Origin of the sequence: Bacillus sp. FSL M8-0063 (assembly GCF_038005545.1) — a bacterium.
GTDB lineage: Bacteria > Bacillota > Bacilli > Bacillales > Bacillaceae_G > Bacillus_A > Bacillus_A wiedmannii.
The window spans coordinates 3,642,429-3,663,012 of sequence record NZ_JBBOTJ010000001.1; the positions used below are offsets into that span (position 1 = coordinate 3,642,429).

General features: G+C 36.4%; 26 protein-coding genes and 1 riboswitch. Of the genes, 12 read left to right on the forward strand and 14 right to left on the reverse strand.

The genetic code is table 11. The annotated features are described in order from the left end of the window. Window positions 1-109 precede the first annotated feature (109 nt). The 4 genes from xerD to spoIIM all read right to left on the reverse strand — a co-directional run bounded on the left by xerD (window position 110) and on the right by spoIIM (window position 2,520). The gene (gene xerD / locus MKX31_RS18410) at window positions 110-1,000 is read right to left on the reverse strand and encodes a site-specific tyrosine recombinase XerD (protein WP_000390083.1); all 891 of its coding nucleotides are present in this window, start codon (window positions 998-1,000) and stop codon (window positions 110-112) included. 6 nt (window positions 1,001-1,006) lie between these two features. Then, entirely contained in the window at window positions 1,007-1,237 is a 231-nt protein-coding gene (locus tag MKX31_RS18415; protein WP_001250432.1) for a YqzK family protein, read from the reverse strand. 103 nt (window positions 1,238-1,340) lie between these two features. Continuing rightward, entirely contained in the window at window positions 1,341-1,796 is a 456-nt protein-coding gene (gene fur, locus MKX31_RS18420) for a ferric iron uptake transcriptional regulator (protein WP_000392657.1), read from the reverse strand. Window positions 1,797-1,902: 106 nt separating this feature from the next. After that, window positions 1,903-2,520 (reverse strand): stage II sporulation protein M, encoded by a 618-nt coding sequence (gene spoIIM, locus MKX31_RS18425; protein ID WP_229135799.1) that lies wholly within the window; start codon window positions 2,518-2,520, stop codon window positions 1,903-1,905. A gap of 155 nt (window positions 2,521-2,675) precedes the next feature. Here spoIIM and MKX31_RS18430 point away from each other — a divergent pair, with 155 nt between their 5' ends. Then, a complete protein-coding gene (locus MKX31_RS18430; RefSeq protein WP_000803489.1) occupies window positions 2,676-3,227 on the forward strand; it encodes a GNAT family N-acetyltransferase in 552 nt (183 codons plus the stop codon). A gap of 24 nt (window positions 3,228-3,251) precedes the next feature. On the opposite strand, the gene MKX31_RS18435 is transcribed toward MKX31_RS18430, so the two are convergent. Then, window positions 3,252-3,791, reverse strand: coding sequence for an NUDIX domain-containing protein (locus MKX31_RS18435; protein ID WP_000067040.1), 540 nt, complete (start codon window positions 3,789-3,791; stop codon window positions 3,252-3,254). 74 nt (window positions 3,792-3,865) lie between these two features. On the opposite strand from MKX31_RS18435, the gene mciZ reads away from it, so the two are divergent. Beyond that, window positions 3,866-3,994 (forward strand): Z-ring formation inhibitor MciZ, encoded by a 129-nt coding sequence (mciZ, locus tag MKX31_RS18440; RefSeq protein ID WP_340981391.1) that lies wholly within the window; start codon window positions 3,866-3,868, stop codon window positions 3,992-3,994. A 53-nt stretch (window positions 3,995-4,047) separates the two neighbouring features. Beyond that, window positions 4,048-4,962: an aldo/keto reductase gene (gene lolS, locus MKX31_RS18445; RefSeq protein WP_064474883.1), complete on the forward strand. Its 915-nt coding sequence runs from the start codon at window positions 4,048-4,050 to the stop codon at window positions 4,960-4,962. Window positions 4,963-4,991: 29 nt separating this feature from the next. On the opposite strand, the gene MKX31_RS18450 is transcribed toward lolS, so the two are convergent. From MKX31_RS18450 to MKX31_RS18460, 3 genes are all read right to left on the reverse strand, one after another. Beyond that, entirely contained in the window at window positions 4,992-5,819 is an 828-nt protein-coding gene (locus MKX31_RS18450; protein ID WP_048546278.1) for an aldo/keto reductase, read from the reverse strand. Between the two features lie 121 nt (window positions 5,820-5,940). Next, window positions 5,941-6,465, reverse strand: a complete 525-nt coding sequence (locus tag MKX31_RS18455; RefSeq protein ID WP_088047213.1) for a GrpB family protein — start codon at window positions 6,463-6,465, stop codon at window positions 5,941-5,943. 70 nt (window positions 6,466-6,535) lie between these two features. Then, complete coding sequence (locus tag MKX31_RS18460) at window positions 6,536-6,799, reverse strand: YqkE family protein (RefSeq protein ID WP_142289345.1); 264 nt, start codon at window positions 6,797-6,799, stop codon at window positions 6,536-6,538. 202 nt (window positions 6,800-7,001) lie between these two features. On the opposite strand from MKX31_RS18460, the gene MKX31_RS18465 reads away from it, so the two are divergent. After that, window positions 7,002-8,591: a bifunctional metallophosphatase/5'-nucleotidase gene (locus tag MKX31_RS18465; protein WP_340981392.1), complete on the forward strand. Its 1,590-nt coding sequence runs from the start codon at window positions 7,002-7,004 to the stop codon at window positions 8,589-8,591. Window positions 8,592-8,717: 126 nt separating this feature from the next. Here MKX31_RS18465 and MKX31_RS18470 read toward each other — a convergent pair whose 3' ends face one another. After that, a complete protein-coding gene (locus MKX31_RS18470; RefSeq protein ID WP_149173453.1) occupies window positions 8,718-9,194 on the reverse strand; it encodes a ribbon-helix-helix domain-containing protein in 477 nt (158 codons plus the stop codon). A 121-nt stretch (window positions 9,195-9,315) separates the two neighbouring features. Here MKX31_RS18470 and MKX31_RS18475 point away from each other — a divergent pair, with 121 nt between their 5' ends. Next, the gene (locus MKX31_RS18475; protein ID WP_149173452.1) at window positions 9,316-10,314 is read left to right on the forward strand and encodes an alpha/beta fold hydrolase; all 999 of its coding nucleotides are present in this window, start codon (window positions 9,316-9,318) and stop codon (window positions 10,312-10,314) included. A gap of 131 nt (window positions 10,315-10,445) precedes the next feature. Beyond that, window positions 10,446-11,765 (forward strand): Na+/H+ antiporter family protein, encoded by a 1,320-nt coding sequence (locus MKX31_RS18480; protein ID WP_064474878.1) that lies wholly within the window; start codon window positions 10,446-10,448, stop codon window positions 11,763-11,765. A 23-nt stretch (window positions 11,766-11,788) separates the two neighbouring features. Here the strand turns inward: MKX31_RS18480 and MKX31_RS18485 are convergent, their stop codons facing one another. Both MKX31_RS18485 and MKX31_RS18490 read right to left on the reverse strand, forming a co-directional pair. Then, window positions 11,789-12,652 (reverse strand): LacI family DNA-binding transcriptional regulator, encoded by an 864-nt coding sequence (locus MKX31_RS18485; RefSeq protein ID WP_064474877.1) that lies wholly within the window; start codon window positions 12,650-12,652, stop codon window positions 11,789-11,791. Between the two features lie 99 nt (window positions 12,653-12,751). Next, entirely contained in the window at window positions 12,752-13,234 is a 483-nt protein-coding gene (locus MKX31_RS18490) for a GNAT family N-acetyltransferase (protein ID WP_064474876.1), read from the reverse strand. Between the two features lie 81 nt (window positions 13,235-13,315). Between MKX31_RS18490 and MKX31_RS18495 the strand changes: the two genes are divergently transcribed. Next, window positions 13,316-14,239 (forward strand): alpha/beta hydrolase, encoded by a 924-nt coding sequence (locus MKX31_RS18495; protein ID WP_048546291.1) that lies wholly within the window; start codon window positions 13,316-13,318, stop codon window positions 14,237-14,239. Between the two features lie 9 nt (window positions 14,240-14,248). Here MKX31_RS18495 and MKX31_RS18500 read toward each other — a convergent pair whose 3' ends face one another. Continuing rightward, window positions 14,249-14,494 (reverse strand): DUF2552 family protein, encoded by a 246-nt coding sequence (locus MKX31_RS18500; protein WP_000360793.1) that lies wholly within the window; start codon window positions 14,492-14,494, stop codon window positions 14,249-14,251. A gap of 287 nt (window positions 14,495-14,781) precedes the next feature. Between MKX31_RS18500 and MKX31_RS18505 the strand changes: the two genes are divergently transcribed. The 5 genes from MKX31_RS18505 to ribH all read left to right on the forward strand — a co-directional run bounded on the left by MKX31_RS18505 (window position 14,782) and on the right by ribH (window position 19,055). Continuing rightward, window positions 14,782-14,988, forward strand: coding sequence for a CDGSH iron-sulfur domain-containing protein (locus MKX31_RS18505; protein ID WP_001151582.1), 207 nt, complete (start codon window positions 14,782-14,784; stop codon window positions 14,986-14,988). 189 nt (window positions 14,989-15,177) lie between these two features. Next, window positions 15,178-15,321: riboswitch (FMN riboswitch) on the forward strand. A gap of 309 nt (window positions 15,322-15,630) precedes the next feature. Next, a complete protein-coding gene (gene ribD, locus MKX31_RS18510) occupies window positions 15,631-16,743 on the forward strand; it encodes a bifunctional diaminohydroxyphosphoribosylaminopyrimidine deaminase/5-amino-6-(5-phosphoribosylamino)uracil reductase RibD (RefSeq protein ID WP_064474875.1) in 1,113 nt (370 codons plus the stop codon). Continuing rightward, window positions 16,725-17,369 (forward strand): riboflavin synthase subunit alpha, encoded by a 645-nt coding sequence (gene ribE, locus MKX31_RS18515; protein WP_064474874.1) that lies wholly within the window; start codon window positions 16,725-16,727, stop codon window positions 17,367-17,369. Before ribD ends, ribE begins: the two co-directional genes overlap by 19 nt. Window positions 17,370-17,381: 12 nt before the next feature. After that, window positions 17,382-18,575, forward strand: coding sequence for a bifunctional 3,4-dihydroxy-2-butanone 4-phosphate synthase/GTP cyclohydrolase II (gene ribBA, locus MKX31_RS18520; RefSeq protein WP_064474873.1), 1,194 nt, complete (start codon window positions 17,382-17,384; stop codon window positions 18,573-18,575). Between the two features lie 18 nt (window positions 18,576-18,593). Next, window positions 18,594-19,055, forward strand: coding sequence for a 6,7-dimethyl-8-ribityllumazine synthase (ribH, locus tag MKX31_RS18525; protein ID WP_000230900.1), 462 nt, complete (start codon window positions 18,594-18,596; stop codon window positions 19,053-19,055). Between the two features lie 29 nt (window positions 19,056-19,084). Here ribH and MKX31_RS18530 read toward each other — a convergent pair whose 3' ends face one another. Both MKX31_RS18530 and bioB read right to left on the reverse strand, forming a co-directional pair. Beyond that, the gene (locus MKX31_RS18530) at window positions 19,085-19,405 is read right to left on the reverse strand and encodes a hypothetical protein (protein WP_064474872.1); all 321 of its coding nucleotides are present in this window, start codon (window positions 19,403-19,405) and stop codon (window positions 19,085-19,087) included. Between the two features lie 180 nt (window positions 19,406-19,585). Further along, entirely contained in the window at window positions 19,586-20,584 is a 999-nt protein-coding gene (gene bioB / locus MKX31_RS18535; protein WP_098102730.1) for a biotin synthase, read from the reverse strand.

Consider the following 20,584-nt stretch of genomic DNA (forward strand, 5'->3'; position numbering starts at 1 on the left):
AATACATTGTAATATTCTAGTCTTCTGCTGAAAACAATGTACGAAATGTTTGTGAAGTTTTTGTGAAGTACTATAGCCTTTTGAATCTATGAAAAAAAGAGCATAGTAACTATGCTCTCGGATGAAACTGTTTATATACATCTTTTAATCTAGCTTTTGAAACATGCGTATAAATTTGCGTCGTTGAAATATCTGCATGTCCTAGCATTTCTTGCACAGCACGCAAGTCTGCTCCATTTTCTAATAAATGCGTAGCAAAAGAATGGCGCAACGTATGTGGTGTAAGCTCTTTTTCAATATTTGCTTCTTTCGCCAATCGTTTTAAAATTTTCCAAAATCCTTGTCTTGATAATCGATTCCCATGATGGTTTAAAAAGAGTGCATCTACTACTTTTTTACCCATCAATTCTCTTCTTCCCTTTTCAATATACTTTTGAATCGCTTCCGTCGCTAAACTTCCTAGTGGAATAATTCTTTCTTTATTCCCTTTCCCTATGCAACGAACAAATCCCATCGTTAAATGTACATCTTCTAAATTTAAGGCAATTAATTCCGAAACACGAAGTCCTGTTGCATAAAGTAACTCTAGCATCGCTTTGTCACGAACCCCAAAAGCACTCGTCATTTTTGGCGTCTGAAGTAACGCCTCTACTTCATCGATTGATAGTACTTTCGGTAATTTCCGTTCTCCTTGCGGCGTTTCAATATGTACGGATGGGTCGTGCTCTACCGCTCGTTCACGAAGTAAGAATTGGTGAAACGAACGAATCGATGCAATATGACGTGCTAATGTTTTCGAAGATTTTCCGTTTTCTTTTAAGTGCTGCAGAAAATTAACAATGTGCAAGCGTGTCACTTCATGAAAGCTTTTCGCCTGTTCTACATTTTGCAAATACTTTACATAACTTTTTAAATCACGTTCATAAGATACTACTGTATTTTTCGCTAGCCCTTTTTCGACAACCATATAATGAATAAAATCTTTTAATTGATCTTCCAATCTACACTACTCCCCATTTTCATAGAAAAACATCATTCTATTTACGAAAGCATCCTTTGCCGGCTCTTCATTCCCTGATACTTTTTCTACAGTCTCTTCTTTTGGTTTTTCATAACGATGATAGCTTTCATATTCTTCATTTATCCATAGTATAGCGAAATAAAACAAAATCGTACAACTTGTAAATAATAAAAATACTTTTATCCCATCAAAAGTTAATTTTAAAGCTCGGCGCATTGTAAATTCCTCCAAAATATAAGTTATTACAACATATGCCAAGCTTTCACCAATTTATACCTTATTCAAATAAAAAACCTCTTCCTAGATAAATAGGAAAAGGTTATTTTTCATCCGTTTCATTTTCTTGACAATTTTTACAAATCCCATGGAATGTTAAACGATGATCTTTCACCTTAAAGCTCCAGTCACGTTCTACTTTCCTTTCCACTTCACCAAGTAAATCTTCTTGTATTTCTTGTACAGCACCACATTGTGTACAAATCAAATGATGGTGAAAACGCTGCGCACCTTCTTGGCGTAAGTCATAGCGTGAAACACCGTCTCCGAAGTTAATCTTATCGACAACTTTTAACTCAGATAATAGTTCTAAAGTTCGATAGACGGTTGCTAATCCGATCTCTGGCGACTTTTCTTTTACAAGGAGGTAAACATCTTCTGCGCTTAAATGATCTTCTTCATTTTCTAGCAGCACACGAACTGTTGCTTCACGTTGCGGTGTTAATTTGTAGCTCGCTGCATGTAATTGCTTCTTAATTCGTTCAATTCTCTCTTCCATTCGGTACTACTCCCTCCTCGCCACTCTTACACCATTATATCAGAAGAAGGGCTTCTGTCAAAAGAAAAACAATAAAAACAAATTGATAATTATTCTCAAAAAGTATTTATTGTTTATTAATAGCCTCAACGACTTCTTTCATTAAAACTGGTGATGCATAAGCTTCTACACTAGAAGCAAGAGCTAACACCGCTCCAATTACAAGAAAGAAGCATGTATAACGAATTAATAATGGTAATAATGGCTCGGTTATTTTCCTGATAAATTGATGCCTAATCATGCGTAAGGAAAAGCTTGCGGCAATTGTTGTCATAACGAGAAATACTGGGATAATAATGAGGTTTTGTGGCAATACAGAAACGAATGCTAATAATAATCCATTCCATCCATGCTGACTGACTAAAAAACCTACTGTAAATCCGACAACTACTCCTTTTACAAATAATAAAATAAAAATAAGTGGCACTCCAATAATTGAAATCCCCAAAATCCAAATAAATCCAATGTATTTTAATTGCGAAAAGTAACTTTCTCGAAACATTTCGCTCGCAATAGCAAATTCTCCTTTAGAAACTTGTCCAAAAAAACGTTGTAAGTAAAATGATAAATCTTGTTTTTGATTTAATTGTAAACTATTCACAAGAATGGCCCCAAATATTACTCCCATCAATAATAAAACAGCGTTAAATATATATAATGAAGAGTTTTCCTGTATGTGAGACATTACACGGTCTTGCCAAGTTTTTCTCCACATTTTTCTTCCCTCCGTTCACACTCTTACTAAAAATGTATGAAAGAAAGAAAAAAGTATGACGAATTAACATTGAAATTCCGCTCTACTTTGCTAAACTAAAAAGTAGAGAATAGGAGGGATTTCTCTTGAAACCATTATTATTAGATTTTCCAACATTATTTCAAACTGAACGCTTACAAGTTCGTAAGCCATTTCCAGGTGATGGTGCAGAAGTGTATGAAGCAATCCAAGCTTCTCTAGAAGACTTAGTACCGTGGATGCCAATTAACGCTGAAACAGAAGAAAGTGCTGAAGAAATCGTTCGTAACGCTCACGGGCAGTTTTTACTTCGTGAAACACTTGATTTTCACTTATACGATAAAGTATCTGGTACATTCATCGGAGCTATAACGCTCAAGCCTGAAAACTGGGATATTCCAAAGTTTTCACTTCACTTCTGGCTGCATAGCGCTTATACAAAACAAGGCTATATGACTGAAGCCATTAAAGGTGCCATTCAATTTGCCTTTGATAAGCTAAGTGCTAGAAGAATTGAAATTCGTACTGATGCAACAAATGCAAATGCATGTAACCTAGCAGAACGTTTAGAATTTATTCTAGAAGGTACAATGGAAAATGATTTCATAGCACCAGATGGTAGCTTACGTGATGCACGCGTATACGCAAAAATCAATTAAAAAACACTCGCCTTTGGCGAGTGTTTATTTTTGTAGTTGTAAATATTGTACTGCAAACATCGTCTTCGCATCATGAATACGAAGATCTTTCATAAGAATAATCGCTTCTTCTAACGATACTTCCATCAATTCCACAAATTCATCTTCATCTAACTCGGCTTTATTTTCTTTTTTCGTCAAACCTGTCGCTTTATATACATATAAAATTTCATCTGCAAATCCTGGAGATGTATAGAAAGAAGTAATAAGCTCCATATTTTCACATACATATCCTGTTTCCTCTTCTAATTCACGAACTGCTGTCACCTCAGGTTTTTCACCAGGTTCTAACTTGCCGGCCGGAATTTCTATAATCGCCTTTTCAAGCGCTTTACGATACTGCTCAACAAGCACGATTTTCCCCTCATCAGTAATAGCAATAATAGCAACTGCACCAGGGTGATTTACAATTTCACGTTTACTCATTGCTCCATTTGGTAATACTACATCATCAACACGAACTTTTATAACTCTACCATCAAAAATCGGCTCAGTTTTTACTGTTCTCTCTGCAAGATTACTCATACTACTTCATCTCCCTGTTCTATTTCCTATTCTTTCCTCATACATTTTACCACATTGAAAGGAGCGTGATAGAAATGAAAGTTTATATTTTACCAAATCGCGTCACTTTAGTCGGAAAAACATGGCAAATTCGCCATAAGCTAAAACAATATGGCAAAGAGTATACAACTGTACAAGAGTGGATTACAGCAAATAAAAAGTAAACGTTTGTCAACCTCTTTTTCCTTTCGTACAATAAAGGTAAGGAGGTTGACCTATGAAAAAACGTCAATTAGGAAACTCAGATTTGTTTGTTACACAAATGGGCCTTGGCTGCATGTCTCTCGGTACATCTGAAACAGAAGCTATGCGTATTATCGATGAAGCAATCGATTTAGGAATCAATTTTTTTGATACAGCGGATTTATATGATTATGGATTAAACGAAGAATTTGTTGGAAAAGCCTTAAAAGGGAAACGAGACCAAATTGTTCTTACAACAAAAGTTGGAAATCGTTGGACAGAAGAAAAAAACGGGTGGTCTTGGGATCCTTCTAAAAATTACATAAAGGCTGAAGTGAAAGAAAGTTTACGTAGACTTCAAACTGATTATATTGACCTTTATCAACTTCACGGCGGGACGATTGAAGATCCAATAGATGAAACAATTGAAGCCTTTGAAGAATTAAAAAAAGAAGGTATTATTCGCCATTACGGTATTTCTTCTATACGTCCAAATGTTATCCGTGAATATGCTAAACGTTCAAATATCGTTAGTGTGCTAATGGAATATAGCCTTTTAAATCGTCGCCCTGAAGAATGGTTCCCACTTCTAAGTGAACATCAAATTAGCATTATTGCTCGTGGGCCACTTGCAAAAGGAATTTTAACTGACAATAATGCAAGAAAGATAGAAAGAGTAAAAGAAAAAAATTACCTTTCTTATTCTTACGATGAATTATATGCGACACTCGCGAATGTAAAAGAAATAATCGGAGAAAGCTCTTTAACAGGAACAGCTATTCAATATTGCTTACATAACGAAACTGTTGCAGCTGTTATACCTGGTGCAAGCTCTATTCAACAATTGCAAGAAAATGTACAGGCTAGTAAACAAAAAAAGTTAACAACAGCAGAATATATACAACTTCAGCAAATTGCTAAATGTGATACTTACGCTTTACATCGTTAAAAAGACGCTACCATACCGGTAGCGTCTTTTTATAGCGTATCATATTTATCAGGATTCGTTCCTACATGTAAATTACGATTTAACGTATTAATTTGAGTCATCTCTTCTTCTGTTAGTGAAAAATCAAAGATAGAAAAATTCTCTTTAATACGTGATGGTGTAACAGATTTAGGAATCGTCACTACCCCGCTTTGAATATCCCATCTTAATATAACTTGCGCAGGTGTTTTTTCATATTTCGTAGCAATGGCCTGAATAATCGGGTTCTCGAATACTTCCCCGCCTCTCATTAATGGGCTCCATGCTTCCATTTGAATTTGCTCACCTTGACAGAAATTACGCAATTCAAATTGCGCTAACATCGGATGAAGTTCCACTTGGTTGACCATCGGCTTCACTTTACAATTTGGTAATAACAGTTCTAAATGATGTTTATGAAAATTTGAAACACCAATCGCGCGCACTTTACCTTCTTCATACAGTTTCTCTAACGCTCGGTAAGTATCGACATACTTTCCTCTTATTGGCCAATGTATTAAATATAAATCTACATAGTCCATTTGTAATTTCTTTAAGCTTTTTTCAAACGCCTCAAGTGTTTCCTCGTATCCTTGATCGTCGTTCCAAACTTTTGTTGTAATAAATATGTCTTCTCTCGGAATCCCTGATTCACGAACCGCTTCTCCGACACCGCTTTCATTTTCATATACAGTTGCTGTATCAATCGAACGGTATCCAACTTCTAACGCTGTTTTTACTGCTTGTTTTACTTCGTCGCCTTCTTTCGCTTTATAAACGCCTAGACCAATCATCGGCATTTTTACGCCATTATGAAGTGTAGTTGTTGGAATGTGCACAGTCGTCTCCCTTTCATTCTTACATTTTTTATAAGCCGCCACTTTATTTCAACAAGATTCAACCAAAAAGTCAAAACATATGTACAGTTTACATAATAATTTTATACATTAAAACGCGAAATCAATTATTCATATTTCCTTCTCTCCATTCTTTCGCTTTTTCATCAACACTACGTACAAACTCATTTTTTCCTTCCGTATATAACGTGCCATCATATGTATATTTTTCGGCTAATTCTTTCTTTAAGGTTGCATATGCCTCTGCTTCTTCACAATGAGCCATCATATAATCACGAAACGCTAAATGCCTTACTATTTCAGGATTTCCTTTTTCAAAAACATGTAAGTGATACGAGCGTTTTTCCTCCGTTCCATGAATAAAATAACGACGTCTTGAAATACCATTTTCCCCTTTTACGATGTAACCAAGCTCGTCAAAACGTTCATTCCAATCATCTACTCTGTCGATACTCTCTACTTCCATAATCATATCTATAATTGGTTTAGCTGCCAGTCCTGGCACTGATGTACTTCCAATATGATGGACTTTCACCATTTCTGGCATCGCCGATTTTAATCGTTCGGCCTCTATTTGAAATTTTTCGTTCCAATGATTTTCATGCGGAACGACTACAATTTTTCTCATTTTACACTCCCCTTTTCTTACAAGCTCGTCAAAAAAATGATCAGCGGTATGCACTGATCATTTTTTTATATTATTTAAAGTCTTTCCAAGTAAGGCTACTTTCACTTAACAGTTCTTCAAATGATTTATTCTTTTCTCGTTCTTTTTGTTCTCGGCGCTTTCTTTCCAGTTCAGCTGCCTCTTTTTTCTCTTCTCTCACTTGCAATTCTTTCTTCTTATTCTTTAATTGCTGCATGAGTGAATCATTTAATTGATCGCCTAATGTAAGCGACTCTTTCTCTGGTTTATTCACTTGCGATTGTCTTTGCATTTGTCTTTGTTTCTTTTTCTTCATGCTACTCACCTTTTACTTTTTTCTCCATTATAGTAGATACACAATGATCTCGACAATAAAAAAGGTTCTTTACTCTATTATTCACCTTTTGTAAATATGTTAATTTTTCGAAAAAACTAAATTTTTATATAGATATAATCCTATGAATCTATTAAAATTATGTCGTATGATGTCAGATTATAAAAAAAAGGAGAAATGAATTATGTGGAAAAAAATCATTCCTGCTGTTGCCGTTTTAAGCACCATAACTTTTTCAAGCGTATTTGCCGCTCCCCCATCCCAGATTCCAGCTGAACAAAACCGCTACGTAGACGTACAAATGCTTGGTATTAATGATTTCCATGGACAACTAGATACTGTTAAAAAAATTAATAACAAAGAAGCTGGTGGCGCTGATTACTTAGCTACTTATTTAAAAGAACGTAAAAAGCAAAACCCTAATACACTTCTCGTACATGCTGGCGATATTGTCGGAGCTAGTCCACCAGTTTCAGCGTTGTTACAAGATGAACCAACGATTGAATTTTTAAATGACTTAAAATTCGACGTTGGTACAATCGGAAACCATGAATTTGATGAAGGTATCGATGAAATGAAACGCCTCATTTACGGTGGATATCACGAGAAAACAGGGAATTTCAAAGGTGCTAACTTCCCTTATGTCGCTGCTAACTTCTATAACAAATCAACTGGTCGCTTATTTTTACCACCATTTACTGTAAAAATGGTAGATGGTGTTCCTGTAGGATTCATTGGCGTTGTTACAACTGATACGCCAAATGTCGTGATGCCTACTATGCTAAAAAATGTACAGATCACTGACGAAGTAGAAGCAATTAATAAATCAGCGCAACAATTAAAGCGTCTCAGTGTTAAATCCATCGTCGTCCTTGCCCATGTCGGCGGAACAACTGATGAGTCTGGCGTGACAAATGGAGACCTTACTCGAATTGCAAATGAAACAGACTCGGAAGTTGATGTTATTTTCGGTGGACATAGTCACACGTATGTAAATGGTACTGTAAATAATAAACTAATCGTCCAAGCGAACTCTTATGGAACAGCTTTCTCAGACGTAGATGTAACAATTGATCGTAAGACAAAAGATATTGTAAAGAAAAAAGCTGAAGTGATTACAACATATCATGAAGGTGTCGAACCTGATAAACAAGTAAAACAAAAAATAGATCAATATAAAGAAAAAATCGCACCACTTGTAAATGAAGTTGTAGGAAAATCTACAGCACCTATCGACCGTAAACAAAATGATGCTGGTGAATCTACTCTTGGGAATGTAATTGCCGACGCACAGCGTCAAACGATGCAAGCTCAAATCGCACTTATGAATCCTGGTGGCATTCGTAATGACTTAGATGCTGGCGATATTACTTGGGGCGAATTATATGGCGTTCAGCCTTTTGGAAACCAATTGATTAAAGTAGATTTAACAGGTCAAGATATTCGCGACATTTTAAATCAACAATGGCAAAAAGGAACAACAAGAATGCTTCAAATTTCAGGTATTCAATATACGTGGGATGCAAATAAACCAAGCGGTGAAAAGGTTACGAATATACGCTTAACAAATGGCGAAGAGTTATCTCCATCTAAAACGTATAGCGTAGTTGCGAATGCTTTCTTAGCTTCTGGCGGTGACGGATTCGTATCATTTAAAAATGGAAAGAACTCAGAAACTGGTCCAAACGACTTTGAAGCGCTAGTCGATTATGTAAAACAATTAAAAGAACCAATTCAGCCAGTTATTGATGGAAGAATTCAAAAGGTAAATTAAGTATTTCCCTAATATGCGATCCAGATTTTTATTGTAAAGGATACGCACTTATACTTACTTAATCCACAATATTAGTAAAACCTAAAAAGGATACTCGTTCTTACAATGAACATAGTATCCTTTTCTTTAGTTATCAAAATGTGATGTTTTGTTAAAATCATATTGTTGTAAAAATTGTTGTAACGCCTCTTCTACAAGTTTAGATTTTTGAATTCCTTTCGATTCTGATATAACGTCTAGTTTTGCTAATATTTCTTTATTAATAGAAAAGGTACGTTTCTTTTTTTCTGTACTTATACTCATAATGGGCACAATTACTTCTTCTCTCTTTCTTAATAACTCATAAATACTTTGTAATTGCTCATAAATTAATAATTGATAATCCGTTGTCGCATATTGAAGGGCTGTCGCTTCTTGGAGTTGTAAGTGACGCGGTTCTTCTCCATCTCCTACAAAAATACGTTTCTTCTGTTCTCCATCATATTCGTATCCAATTAATCTTAATTTCTTTGATAATGTATATGGGCTTATTTCAAGACGTTTTGCTATAATAGCGATGGATTCACGTCTATTTAAGCAATCTATAATTTCTCCAATCGTCACAATTTCCCTCCTCCCGTATTGAAATGACACTAGTATGGTATGTTACAATGATTTTCTAACAGTATATGCAAAACGAATAGCCTGTGCGATTCATACGATTTCAGAAAAGGAGGTTTTCCATATGCTTTTTCGTAGCTATACCCCACAGTTTTATAATGAAAATAAACAACTCATTCCTAATAGTATTGCTACGATGGAAAGCGTTATGATTCATAATCGAAAACAAACTCTCCTTATTCGCGGGCAAAACATAGAGCAGCCAATTTTATTATGCTGTCATGGCGGACCTGGAATGGCACAAATTGGATTTATTCGTCATTTTCAAAAAGAATTGGAGAAACACTTCATCGTTATTAATTGGGATCAGCGCGGGGCAGGTAAATCCTTTTCAATGAAAGATTTCGGAGCAAATTTTACAATCGAACAATTCGTTTCCGATGCAAAAGAAGTGATTCAATATGTACTTAAAAAGTTCAGTAAACAGAAACTATTTCTCGCTGGTCATTCTTGGGGAAGCATTATTGGGCTTAACATAGCACATCAATATCCGCAGTATATCGAGGCTTACATCGGTATTGGGCAGATTGTACATATGAAACAAAACGAAGAATTGCTATATCAGCATTTAATTCGTTCTGCAAAAAAACATGATCATAAAAAAGCATTAGCGTCCCTTTTAAAATTAGGCAAACCACCATTTTTAGATACGAGACGCCTTATTATTCAAAGAAAGTGGCTTGGCACATTCGGCGGAGCAATCCAAAACGGATCTTCCTTTTCTTTCATACGAAAAGGCTTCTTTTCTCCTGAATATACGCTATTAGATTGGTTCAAGTTTCTCGCAGGAAATTTAAAATCTGGCGTTTTATGGGAAGAAATGTTGACAATCGATTTCTTTTCTTCTATTTCAAGCTTATCTATTCCGGTTTATTTTTGTTCTGGTCGCTATGATTATCAAACTCCTTATGCTCTCGTTCAGGAATATTGTGATGTAATAGAAGCCCCCATAAAAAAAATGATTTGGTTCCCAAATTCAGCACATTCTCCTGATTTAGAAGAACCAGAATTATTCGCCAATTCTTTACAATCAATTAAACAAGAGCTAGCTTTTCAGCATTAGTAACAAAAGGCTCTTTTACATTTCATAGAAAACAATTTATAATAATATGTCGCAACTATGTATAAATATAGCAAAGTGCTTCATATTTACTTGCCTTAGCACAATAAAATTTTAGGGAGATTACATCTATTATGAATGCTGTACTCGTCGCAGTAGCAGTTATGCTATTGCTTAGTTTGTTTCGCGTCCAGGTCATTGTCGCCATCATTGTTGGAGCTTTAACAGGCGGAATTATCGGTGGACTCGGTATTTCAGAAACTATTAACACTTTTACAACTGGCCTTGGAAACAGTGCTCCAATCGCTTTAAGTTATGCAATGCTTGGCGGTTTCGCTATTTCCCTTTCCAAAACAGGACTTCCAGATGCCATGATTCAAACTGCACTAAAATGGATTGGCAATGAACAAGACACGAAAAAACAAGTTTATTCTAAAATACTTATTTTATTCATCATTTTAACGATGGCTTGTTTCTCACAAAATGTGATTCCTGTTCATATCGCTTTCATCCCCATCTTAATTCCAGCACTTTTAAAAGTATTAAATGAGCTGAAAGTGGATCGCAGACTTGTTACATGTATTATTACATTCGGATTGATTACTCCTTATATGTGGATTCCAGCAGGGTTCGGAAAAATTTATCATGACGTATTGCAAACAAATGCTGCGCAAAGTGGTCTTACATTTGATGTCGCACTTATTCCAAAAGCAATGACTATTCCAGCAATCGGTATGATTATTGGATTATGTGTAGCGGTATTCATTACGTACCGGAAACCTCGTACGTATGAAACAGAACAAGTTCATACTACCGCAAATGAAATCGTTCCCTATACAAAACGTAGCATTACTTTCGGATTGTTATCTATCATAGCCACATTAACCGTTCAATTAGCAACAGAATCAATGATTTTCGGTGCTTTAGCGGGGATTATCGTCTTATCAGTAAGTGGTAGTCTACCTCTTAAAGAAGCTGATGCTATATTAACAAGCGGAATGCGCATGATGTCCTTTATCGGTTTTGTTATGATCGCTGCCGCTGGATTTGGTGCTGTTCTTCGAAAAACAGGACATGTTGAATCTCTTGTGCAAACGAGTGCACATATAATTGGAAATAACAAACCACTCGCTGCATTTCTTATGCTTGTGATTGGACTTCTCGTTACGATGGGAATTGGTTCATCCTTTTCAACCATCCCTATTTTAACAACAATTTTTGTGCCTCTTTGCATGCAGCTTGGATTTAGTCCAATGGCCACAATTGCAATTATCGGTACAGCTGGAGCGCTAGGCGATGCGGGATCTCCAGCATCAGATAGTACACTTGGGCCAACATCCGGTTTAAATGCTGATGGTCAACACCATCATATATGGGATACATGTGTACCAACTTTTCTGCATTATAATATACCGTTACTTATATTCGGCTTTATTGCCGCAATTACATTATAAAAGGTGCGTTTTATACGCACCTTTTACTTTTTTATTTTTTCTTTTAATTGTTGTAAAGCTATTTTCCCATTTTCTTCGGCGCAACTTTCAATTTTCAGGAGTGACGGGCCTATCCATTCACTGTCTATGCTCCCGTTCGGTCCAATGATTTTCAACTTATCCGGTATACGGATATTTAAATTTTTCGCTGCTTGAATTAACTCAAAAGTAACCTTTTCACTTGAAGTTACAATTCCATCTATATACGGGTGAGTTTGCAAGAATGTAATAAATTGTTTATTCGTATACCCTTGTACACATACTTCTCGATAAGAGATCCCTTCCTCCCAAACAGCGTCTAAAAATCCTGATATGTGCTCTTCCATTTCTTCACTATCTTCTCCCTCATCGAAATAAGCAAGAAATTGACAGCCTTTTTCTTTTAATAAAGAAACCGTTCTTTGTCCCTTTTCATAATAATTTGCATGGGATTTTTTTTCATCAATCACAACAAACGGAAGTGGAATTTCTCCTATACTTTTAAAAACGGATTTTGTTAAAATAACACCTGCAACGTTATTTTCCTTCAACATATGTATGTATCTATCTTTATTCTCTATATTACAAACAATGATTTGATATCCTTCTTTATATGCTATTTCCTCAATACAATGTAGCAAAGTGATGTTTGATGGGTCATATAGATTATCTACAAGTAATGCAATTATCGTTGAATTCTCTTTAAATAATGGCTTTGCTGCACTATTTGGCCTATAACGTAATTCCTCAATTGCTTCCTTTACTTGTTTTACTGTGTCCTCATGAACGTATCCTTTTTCATTAATAACTCGTGAAACGGTTGCGACTGAAACACCTGCCAATTTTGCAACATCACGTATAGTTGCCACATCGTCACCCCTTAATATGGTAATAGATTACAATTTTACGGTAACCTAAATTACAATATTCGTCAAGGTTACTAACTTATATTTCTGAAAATTGTTACATCAATTTATTAAACGATACTCCAACTGTATTTCATGTAAAATTGGGATGTTATCATATCCGATACGCGGAATTTCTTTCTTTATTTTTCGTGCCTCTTCCACTGCATTCACATATAAATTAGTCATCACAAAATTACGTTTTTGGTAAAAACGTAACGCATTCATATTATCATTTGTTGTTATGAGCCAAACCCGCCCGCACCGTTCTTCTTCTGCAACTTGTAATACACAATCTACAAGTTTCGTCCCTATTCCTTTTCTTTCTTCAAAGCTATCTAACGATACAATTTCACACATATTTCCGGTCACTTCATACGTTATAATTCCGATTATTCTGTCATCCGAGAGCGCAACAAATCCTGGCAACCCTTCTAACTGGTGCCCCTTACCACGTGAAACCATCAATGAACTCCCCCAGTTCTCACACATGAACATTCGGATTGTTTCTTTCATCGCTGGCGTAATTTTTTGTATATACACCATTTCCTATTTCTCCCCTTTTCTATCATTGTGATACAATGTAAGTGTATCACATGTAACGGTATTTGGAGGATGAGGTAAAGTATGAAACGTTTTTTTGCAGCATTGTTTACTATACTAGGTGCGATAACTGCCCTTGGGATTTTCTTTACAAATAAAGTGATGTACTTAAAGAAAAAAACAGAGGAAGAAGTACTCGAAAGAGAAACGAAAAAACATTTTCGTATAGAGGATTTTGATGCTCTTCATAAAGAAGAAATTCATATTCCTTCGCAATTCGGATATGATCTTCACGGCTATTACATTCCTGCTGGTCATTCCAATAAGTTTATGATTTTTTGTCACGGCGTAACTGTAAATAAAATGAACTCTGTAAAATATGCAAGGTTATTTTTAAACAGAGGGTATAATGTCGTTATTTATGATCATCGTCGTCATGGTAAAACTGGCGGAAAAACAACAAGCTATGGATACTATGAAAAACATGATTTAAAATCTGTAGTTGACTGGCTAAAAAGTCGATTTGGAACAAATATAACACTCGGTATTCATGGTGAATCTATGGGAGCTGCAACACTTCTTCAATACGCAGGACTTGTAGAAGATGGTGCTGATTTCTATATTGCAGATTGTCCTTTTTCTGATTTCTACGGACAATTACAACACCGTTTAAAGGTTGAATTCCATTTACCTAAATGGCCTTTATTACCTTTAGCAAATGCTTTTTTAAAAGTGCGTGACGGTTATACGATTCGCGAAGTTTCACCAATCGATTGTATAAAAAATATTAACAATCCCGTCCTCTTTATTCATAGTAAAGATGATGATTATATTTTAGCTGATATGACGAAAGCACTATATGAAGCAAAAGAAAACAATAAACAACTTTATATTGCAGAACGCGGTGCACACGCTTGCTCTTATAACGAAAATAAAGAAGAGTATGAAGCAGCCGTTGATCAATTTTTAAACTCATATGTAAAAGAAACAAAAAACAGGCTTGCATAAGCCTGTTTTTTATTGCGCTAAAACGTCTGTAACTTGTTCCATGTTTTCAGAAATCCATTGCATTGCATCGTCTAACGTTGGAAATTCTGTCGTTTGAAATGTTACTTCATCTTGAAGTAACCAAACATCCTTTGCCTCTTGCCCTACACCTGCAATGGACCAATGTAACAAACTATATGGATGATTATCATTCAAAAATGATGCCCACGTGCGCTCATTTGCAATGTTTCGTAATGTATGTAATTGTTTATCCATCTCTCGTCACCTTACTCTAGTCAGTTATGAAAACTATTATAACACTCTCTTCTTTCTCAAACAAAGTGCTCTTTTTACCCCGCATTAACGGGCAGTAAAACTCCCACCTCAAAACTCAGCTAAAACAAAGAAGTTAGGTGGGAGATTAACTGCCCCTAAAAGCCCGATTGGTTCAACTAATAATTAGTGGGGGATACCTCCCCCACTAATTAAAGTTTCACTTTATATTGTCAAGTACTTCTCTTAATTATATGATGAAATTAAGCGTTTGGGAAGGAGGGATAGCGTTGGCGAAAGTACAAATTAAAGTAAATGATAATGGCTCTTTTCGTGTTACAGGGGACGTGGAATTAGTCGATTCACAAGGGAATGTATTCCCAGCAAAACCGGCATTTTCTTTATGCCGTTGTGGTTTATCAAAAAATATGCCTTATTGCGATGCTTCGCATAAAGGGAAATTCGAGTCTGTTGTTAGAGCACCAGAGGCAGAATAATTTCACATGTGACATGCACATTTTTTTGTGCATGTTTTTTCTTTTCATTAACTCTCGTCCCCCCTTTTCCTTACAACATTCCTCATACTTTTGTCCTCATTCCAACTTACATATATTTTCACACAATTCTTCACATTCGAATATTTTTTACTAGCCTTTTGTCTTTTTTGTGCTATAATTTGAGCAAACAACATCCTTCGGGGTCGGGTGAAATTCCCAACCGGCGGTGATGAAGTGCAAACTTCTAAGTCCGTGACCCGTTTTCAACACGAAAACGGTGGATCTAGTGAAACTCTAGGGCCGACAGTATAGTCTGGATGGGAGAAGGATATGTTTTCTAGTAATTTTATATAGCGAATACACTTTTATTTCAGTATGCATATTTTTAAAGTTTCATTTTGAATCTTTATATATGTTTTATTTTGTATACTTATGTTTCTACACTGAAATAAAAAGATACGACTAGCGCTTGAAAAATTTGATATTTTGCTAGGTTTTTTCCTTATGCCAAAATATCAATCATCGTTAGGTTTCTTTCCTATACTTTCGTATTCGAACTATATTTCTAGAAATCACGTCTCCCAAACCCCAAGGATATAAAATCCTTGGGGTTTTTTGATTTTTTCAGGAGAGGTGAAGAAAATGACAGATCAAGAATATATGAGGATTGCCCTGCAGTTAGCAGAAGGAACATCCGGACAAACAAGTCCAAATCCTATGGTTGGTGCTGTTGTTGTAAAAGATGGAAACATCGTCGGTATTGGCGCTCATTTACGTGCAGGTGAAGAACACGCAGAAGTTCACGCTCTTCATATGGCTGGTGAAAAAGCAAAAGGAGCTACCGTTTATGTAACACTTGAACCGTGTAGCCATTTTGGAAAAACACCACCTTGTTGTGAATTGCTCATCAAAAAAGGAGTCAAACGGGTTGTAATTGCTACTCTTGATTGCAATCCTCTCGTTTCTGGTACTGGAAAAAGGAGATTAGAAGAAGCTGGCATCGAAGTAACTACCGGTGTTCTTGAAACAGAAGCCACCTTATTAAATCGTTTCTTTTTTCACTACATGAAAACGAAACGTCCATTTGTAACAATAAAAACAGCGATGAGCTTAGATGGAAAAACAGCAACTGTCACTGGTGAAAGTAAGTGGATTACAGGTGAAGAAGCACGAGCTGATGTTCACCAATATCGCCATACACATGATGCGATTCTCGTTGGAGTAAATACAGTTATAGCTGATAATCCGCATTTAACGACCAGAATTCCTAACGGGGGTAAACATCCTATACGCGTCATTTTAGATACCCATTTACGAACACCACCATCTTCTCATGTCATAACAGATGGTTTAGCACCGACATGGATTTTTGTCGGTAAGGATGTAAATAAAGAGAAAATAGCTTCTTATGAATCTGAAAATATAGCTATATTCCAAATGAAAACAAAACATATAGACCTCAAGGACCTCCTTTTCTTTCTTGGAGAGAAGCAAATTCTTTCTTTATTCGTTGAAGGAGGCCAATCGACTCATGCAAGCTTCTTACAAACAAAGCATTTCAATGAAATTATAACTTATATAAGCCCGATATTAATTGGTGGGAATGATGCCCCTACTTTATTTGGTGGAAATGGTTTCGCAGCATTGCAAGATGCACTTTCCTTGGAAATTCAAGAGATGAAACAAGTTGGTGATGATATAAAAATCGTTGCGAATGCCCGAAGTGAGGTGACGGAATGTTTACAGGAATTGTAGAAGAATTAGGAACGATTGCAAACATGCAACAAAGCGGAGAAGCAATGAAGTTAACGATCCATGCGAATAAAATTTTATCAGATGTTCACTTAGGTGATAGTATCGCGGTTAACGGTATTTGCTTAACTGTAACGAGTTTCACAACAACTTCATTCACAGTGGACGCAATGCCTGAAACGATGCAATCAACATCACTTCGCATGCTTAAACCCCGCTCTAAAGTAAATTTAGAGCGGGCGATGGCTGCAAACGGACGATTCGGTGGGCATTTCGTTTCAGGACATATTGATGGCATCGGAACGATATTAAACAAAAAACAACACTATAATGCCGTCTATTACAAAATAGCTATTGCTGATGAATTGCTGCGCTATTGTTTGCATAAAGGATCCGTTGCTGTTGATGGAACGAGTTTAACGATATTTGATATAGACGAATCTTCCATCACAATCTCACTCATCCCGCACACAGTAAGTGAATCTGTTATCGGAGAAAAGAATGCCGGTGACATAGTAAACATTGAGTGTGACATGATCGGTAAATATATCGAACGCTTTATTTCTAAACCTGTAAAACGAACAGGTTCAATGAGCGAAAGCTTTTTACAAGAAAACGGATTTCTATAAGGGGGAAGCATTATGTTTCATCGTATTGAAGAAGCTCTAGAAGATTTAAAACAAGGAAAAGTCGTTATCGTATGCGATGATGAAAACCGTGAAAATGAAGGCGACTTTATCGCTTTAGCAGAGTATATTACGCCAGAAACGATTAACTTTATGATTACACATGGGCGTGGTCTCGTTTGTGTACCGATTACGGAAGGGTACGCAGAGCGTCTACAATTAGAACCAATGGTAGCTCATAATACAGATTCGCATCATACTGCATTTACAGTGAGCATTGATCATGTTTCTACAACAACAGGGATTAGCGCTCACGAACGGGCGACTACGATACAAGAATTGTTAAACCCTGCATCAAAAGGTGCTGATTTCAATCGTCCTGGACATATCTTTCCATTAATCGCGAAAGAAGGCGGTGTACTGCGCCGTGCTGGTCATACAGAGGCTGCCGTCGATTTAGCACAGCTTTGCGGAGCAGAACCAGCTGGAGTCATTTGCGAGATTATCAATGAGGACGGTACGATGGCTCGCGTACCTGATTTACTACAGTGCGCAAAACAATTTGATATAAAAATGATTACAATAGAAGATTTAATTGCTTTTCGCCGCCACCATGAAACACTAGTGACCCGAGAAGTGGAAATTACATTACCTACAGATTTCGGTACTTTCCATGCAATTGGCTATTCTAATTCATTAGATACGAAAGAGCATATCGCACTCGTAAAAGGTGATATTTCAACAGGAGAGCCTGTACTTGTACGCGTTCATTCAGAGTGCTTAACAGGAGATGTATTTGGCTCATGCCGCTGTGATTGCGGACCACAACTCCATGCTGCACTTGCTCAAATTGAACGTGAAGGAAAAGGCGTTCTTCTTTATATGAGACAAGAAGGACGAGGCATCGGCCTTCTTAATAAGCTTCGCGCTTATAAGTTACAAGAAGAAGGATTCGATACGGTAGAAGCAAACGAAAAACTTGGATTCCCAGCTGATTTGCGTGATTACGGTATTGGCGCTCAAATGTTAAAAGATTTAGGTTTACAACAGTTACGATTATTAACGAATAACCCACGAAAAATTGCTGGCTTACAAGGTTACGATTTAGAAGTAATCGAGCGTGTTCCATTGCAAATGCCAACAAAAGAAGAGAATAAAACGTATTTACAAACGAAAGTAAACAAATTAGGACATTTACTAAACTTATAATAAAGGGAGAGATTCATTATGGTATTCGAAGGTCATTTAGTTGGTACAGGATTAAAAGTTGGGGTTGTTGTTGGACGTTTCAATGAATTTATTACAAGTAAGTTACTCGGCGGAGCTTTAGATGGATTAAAGCGTCACGGTGTAGAAGAAACTGATATCGATGTTGCTTGGGTTCCTGGTGCATTTGAAATTCCTTTAATCGCTAAAAAGATGGCTAATAGCGGGAAGTATGATGCTGTTATTACGTTAGGTACTGTAATTCGTGGTGCTACAACACATTACGATTACGTTTGTAATGAAGTAGCAAAAGGAGTTGCATCTTTATCACTACAAACAGACATCCCAGTTATTTTCGGTGTATTAACGACTGAAACGATCGAGCAGGCGATTGAACGCGCGGGCACGAAAGCTGGTAATAAAGGCTATGAATCCGCCGTTGCTGCGATTGAAATGGCTCATTTATCAAAACAATGGGCATAAAAAATAAAAAAGAGGCTGCGGCCTCTTTTTTATTTTTTTACTTTTTTCCGTACATCTTTTATTAATTCATCCATTGTTTTTCCTTCTGTTTGTATACGAAGCGTTTGTGCTGTTCTCCATATATTCTCCCTTTTCTTCGCTTCTTCTATAATAGTAATTTCTTTTCGCACTTCCTTTAAATCTTTTCCTTCTGTTTTCAATCCAAAATGTTCAGCTTTCGTTCGAAAATGTTGTTCAATTCGTTGTTGCATCTCTTTTTGTTCAGGATTTTCAGCGGCCTTAACTGGATCAGCACTTATTGCTTTTAGTAAAATTAGACAAGTCATAATCGCTAATATATATTTGTGCATGTAAAATCCTCCAACCCAATATAAATTACATATTTACTATGTACAATTGGGGCTTGGAAAATTCGTCCACCAAAATTCTTTTTTTCGCTCAAAAACCAATAGTATCAAGCGTTCACAACTATTTATTACATTTTATTTACAAAAAAGCAAACTCTTTTACAAGTTTGCTTTTTATCTATCTTATAATGCACATTCTTCAATCTCAAATCCCAAATCTTCAATCATACCCCAGTCTGCAGTCGGCTCTTGCCCAGCTGTCGTTAAATAATCCCCGACAAAGATAGAGTTTGCTGCAAATAATCCGATTGGCTGTACAGAACGTAAATTAATTTCACGTCCTCCTGAAATGCGAATTTCTTTCGTTGGGTTTACAAAACGCATCATCGCCAGCACTTTTAAACATTCTACCGGCGTTAATTCTTTTTGTCCTTCAAGCGGCGTACCCTTTACAGCAACAAGGAAATTACATGGAATTGAATCTGCATCTATACGTTGTAATTCAAATGCAATTTCAGCACGTTCTTCTATTGTCTCTCCCATTCCAAAAATCGCCCCAGAGCATGGTGAAATGCCCGCTTGTTTTGCTTTTTGAACTGTATCAACACGATCGTCATACGTATGAGTGGAGCAAATACTTTCGTAATTATTTGCATGTGTATTTAAGTTGTGGTTATAACGATGTACACCCGCTTCTGCTAAACGTCCTGCTTGATCTTCGTTTAAGAAACCTAAACAACAACAAATCTTCAAATCTGTCGTTTCACGAATCTCCTTAACTGCTCCAATTACGTGATTCACCTCTTTATCGGTCGGGCGACGACCAGATGCTACAATACAATATGTACCCGCTTTACGGCGAATTGCTTCGTGTGCTCCTTCTACAATCTTTTCCTGCGTTAACCATGCATATTTATCAATCGGCGCCTCTGAAATAATAGACTGTGAACAATATCCGCAATCTTCAGGACATAATCCAGATTTCGTATTAATAATCATATTCAATTTTACTTTCTTACCAAAGTGATGATGGCGAATGATGTAAGCTGCATTCATAATTTCTAAAATTTCTGTATCATCAGCTTCTAATATTGCAATTGCATCCTCTTTCGTAATCATTTTCTCTTCTACTACGTCATGCGCAAGTTTTTTCCAATCCCTTTTTGTTTGTACTTGTTTCAT

Bases quoted from the DNA above. Each gene is read 5' to 3' on its own strand.
- MKX31_RS18415 (WP_001250432.1), bottom strand. From the start codon at position 1,237: ATGCGCCGAGCTTTAAAATTAACTTTTGATGGGATAAAAGTATTTTTA.
- fur (WP_000392657.1), bottom strand. From the start codon at position 1,796: ATGGAAGAGAGAATTGAACGAATTAAGAAGCAATTACATGCAGCGAGC.
- spoIIM (WP_229135799.1), bottom strand. From the start codon at position 2,520: ATGTCTCACATACAGGAAAACTCTTCATTATATATATTTAACGCTGTT.
- MKX31_RS18435 (WP_000067040.1), bottom strand. From the start codon at position 3,791: ATGAGTAATCTTGCAGAGAGAACAGTAAAAACTGAGCCGATTTTTGAT.
- mciZ (WP_340981391.1), top strand. From the start codon at position 3,866: ATGAAAGTTTATATTTTACCAAATCGCGTCACTTTAGTCGGAAAAACA.
- lolS (WP_064474883.1), top strand. From the start codon at position 4,048: ATGAAAAAACGTCAATTAGGAAACTCAGATTTGTTTGTTACACAAATG.
- MKX31_RS18455 (WP_088047213.1), bottom strand. From the start codon at position 6,465: ATGAGAAAAATTGTAGTCGTTCCGCATGAAAATCATTGGAACGAAAAA.
- MKX31_RS18460 (WP_142289345.1), bottom strand. From the start codon at position 6,799: ATGAAGAAAAAGAAACAAAGACAAATGCAAAGACAATCGCAAGTGAAT.
- MKX31_RS18465 (WP_340981392.1), top strand. From the start codon at position 7,002: ATGTGGAAAAAAATCATTCCTGCTGTTGCCGTTTTAAGCACCATAACT.
- MKX31_RS18475 (WP_149173452.1), top strand. From the start codon at position 9,316: ATGCTTTTTCGTAGCTATACCCCACAGTTTTATAATGAAAATAAACAA.
- MKX31_RS18480 (WP_064474878.1), top strand. From the start codon at position 10,446: ATGAATGCTGTACTCGTCGCAGTAGCAGTTATGCTATTGCTTAGTTTG.
- MKX31_RS18490 (WP_064474876.1), bottom strand. From the start codon at position 13,234: ATGGTGTATATACAAAAAATTACGCCAGCGATGAAAGAAACAATCCGA.
- MKX31_RS18495 (WP_048546291.1), top strand. From the start codon at position 13,316: ATGAAACGTTTTTTTGCAGCATTGTTTACTATACTAGGTGCGATAACT.
- MKX31_RS18500 (WP_000360793.1), bottom strand. From the start codon at position 14,494: ATGGATAAACAATTACATACATTACGAAACATTGCAAATGAGCGCACG.
- ribD (WP_064474875.1), top strand. From the start codon at position 15,631: ATGACAGATCAAGAATATATGAGGATTGCCCTGCAGTTAGCAGAAGGA.
- ribE (WP_064474874.1), top strand. From the start codon at position 16,725: ATGTTTACAGGAATTGTAGAAGAATTAGGAACGATTGCAAACATGCAA.
- ribBA (WP_064474873.1), top strand. From the start codon at position 17,382: ATGTTTCATCGTATTGAAGAAGCTCTAGAAGATTTAAAACAAGGAAAA.
- ribH (WP_000230900.1), top strand. From the start codon at position 18,594: ATGGTATTCGAAGGTCATTTAGTTGGTACAGGATTAAAAGTTGGGGTT.
- MKX31_RS18530 (WP_064474872.1), bottom strand. From the start codon at position 19,405: ATGCACAAATATATATTAGCGATTATGACTTGTCTAATTTTACTAAAA.
- bioB (WP_098102730.1), bottom strand. From the start codon at position 20,584: ATGAAACAAGTACAAACAAAAAGGGATTGGAAAAAACTTGCGCATGAC.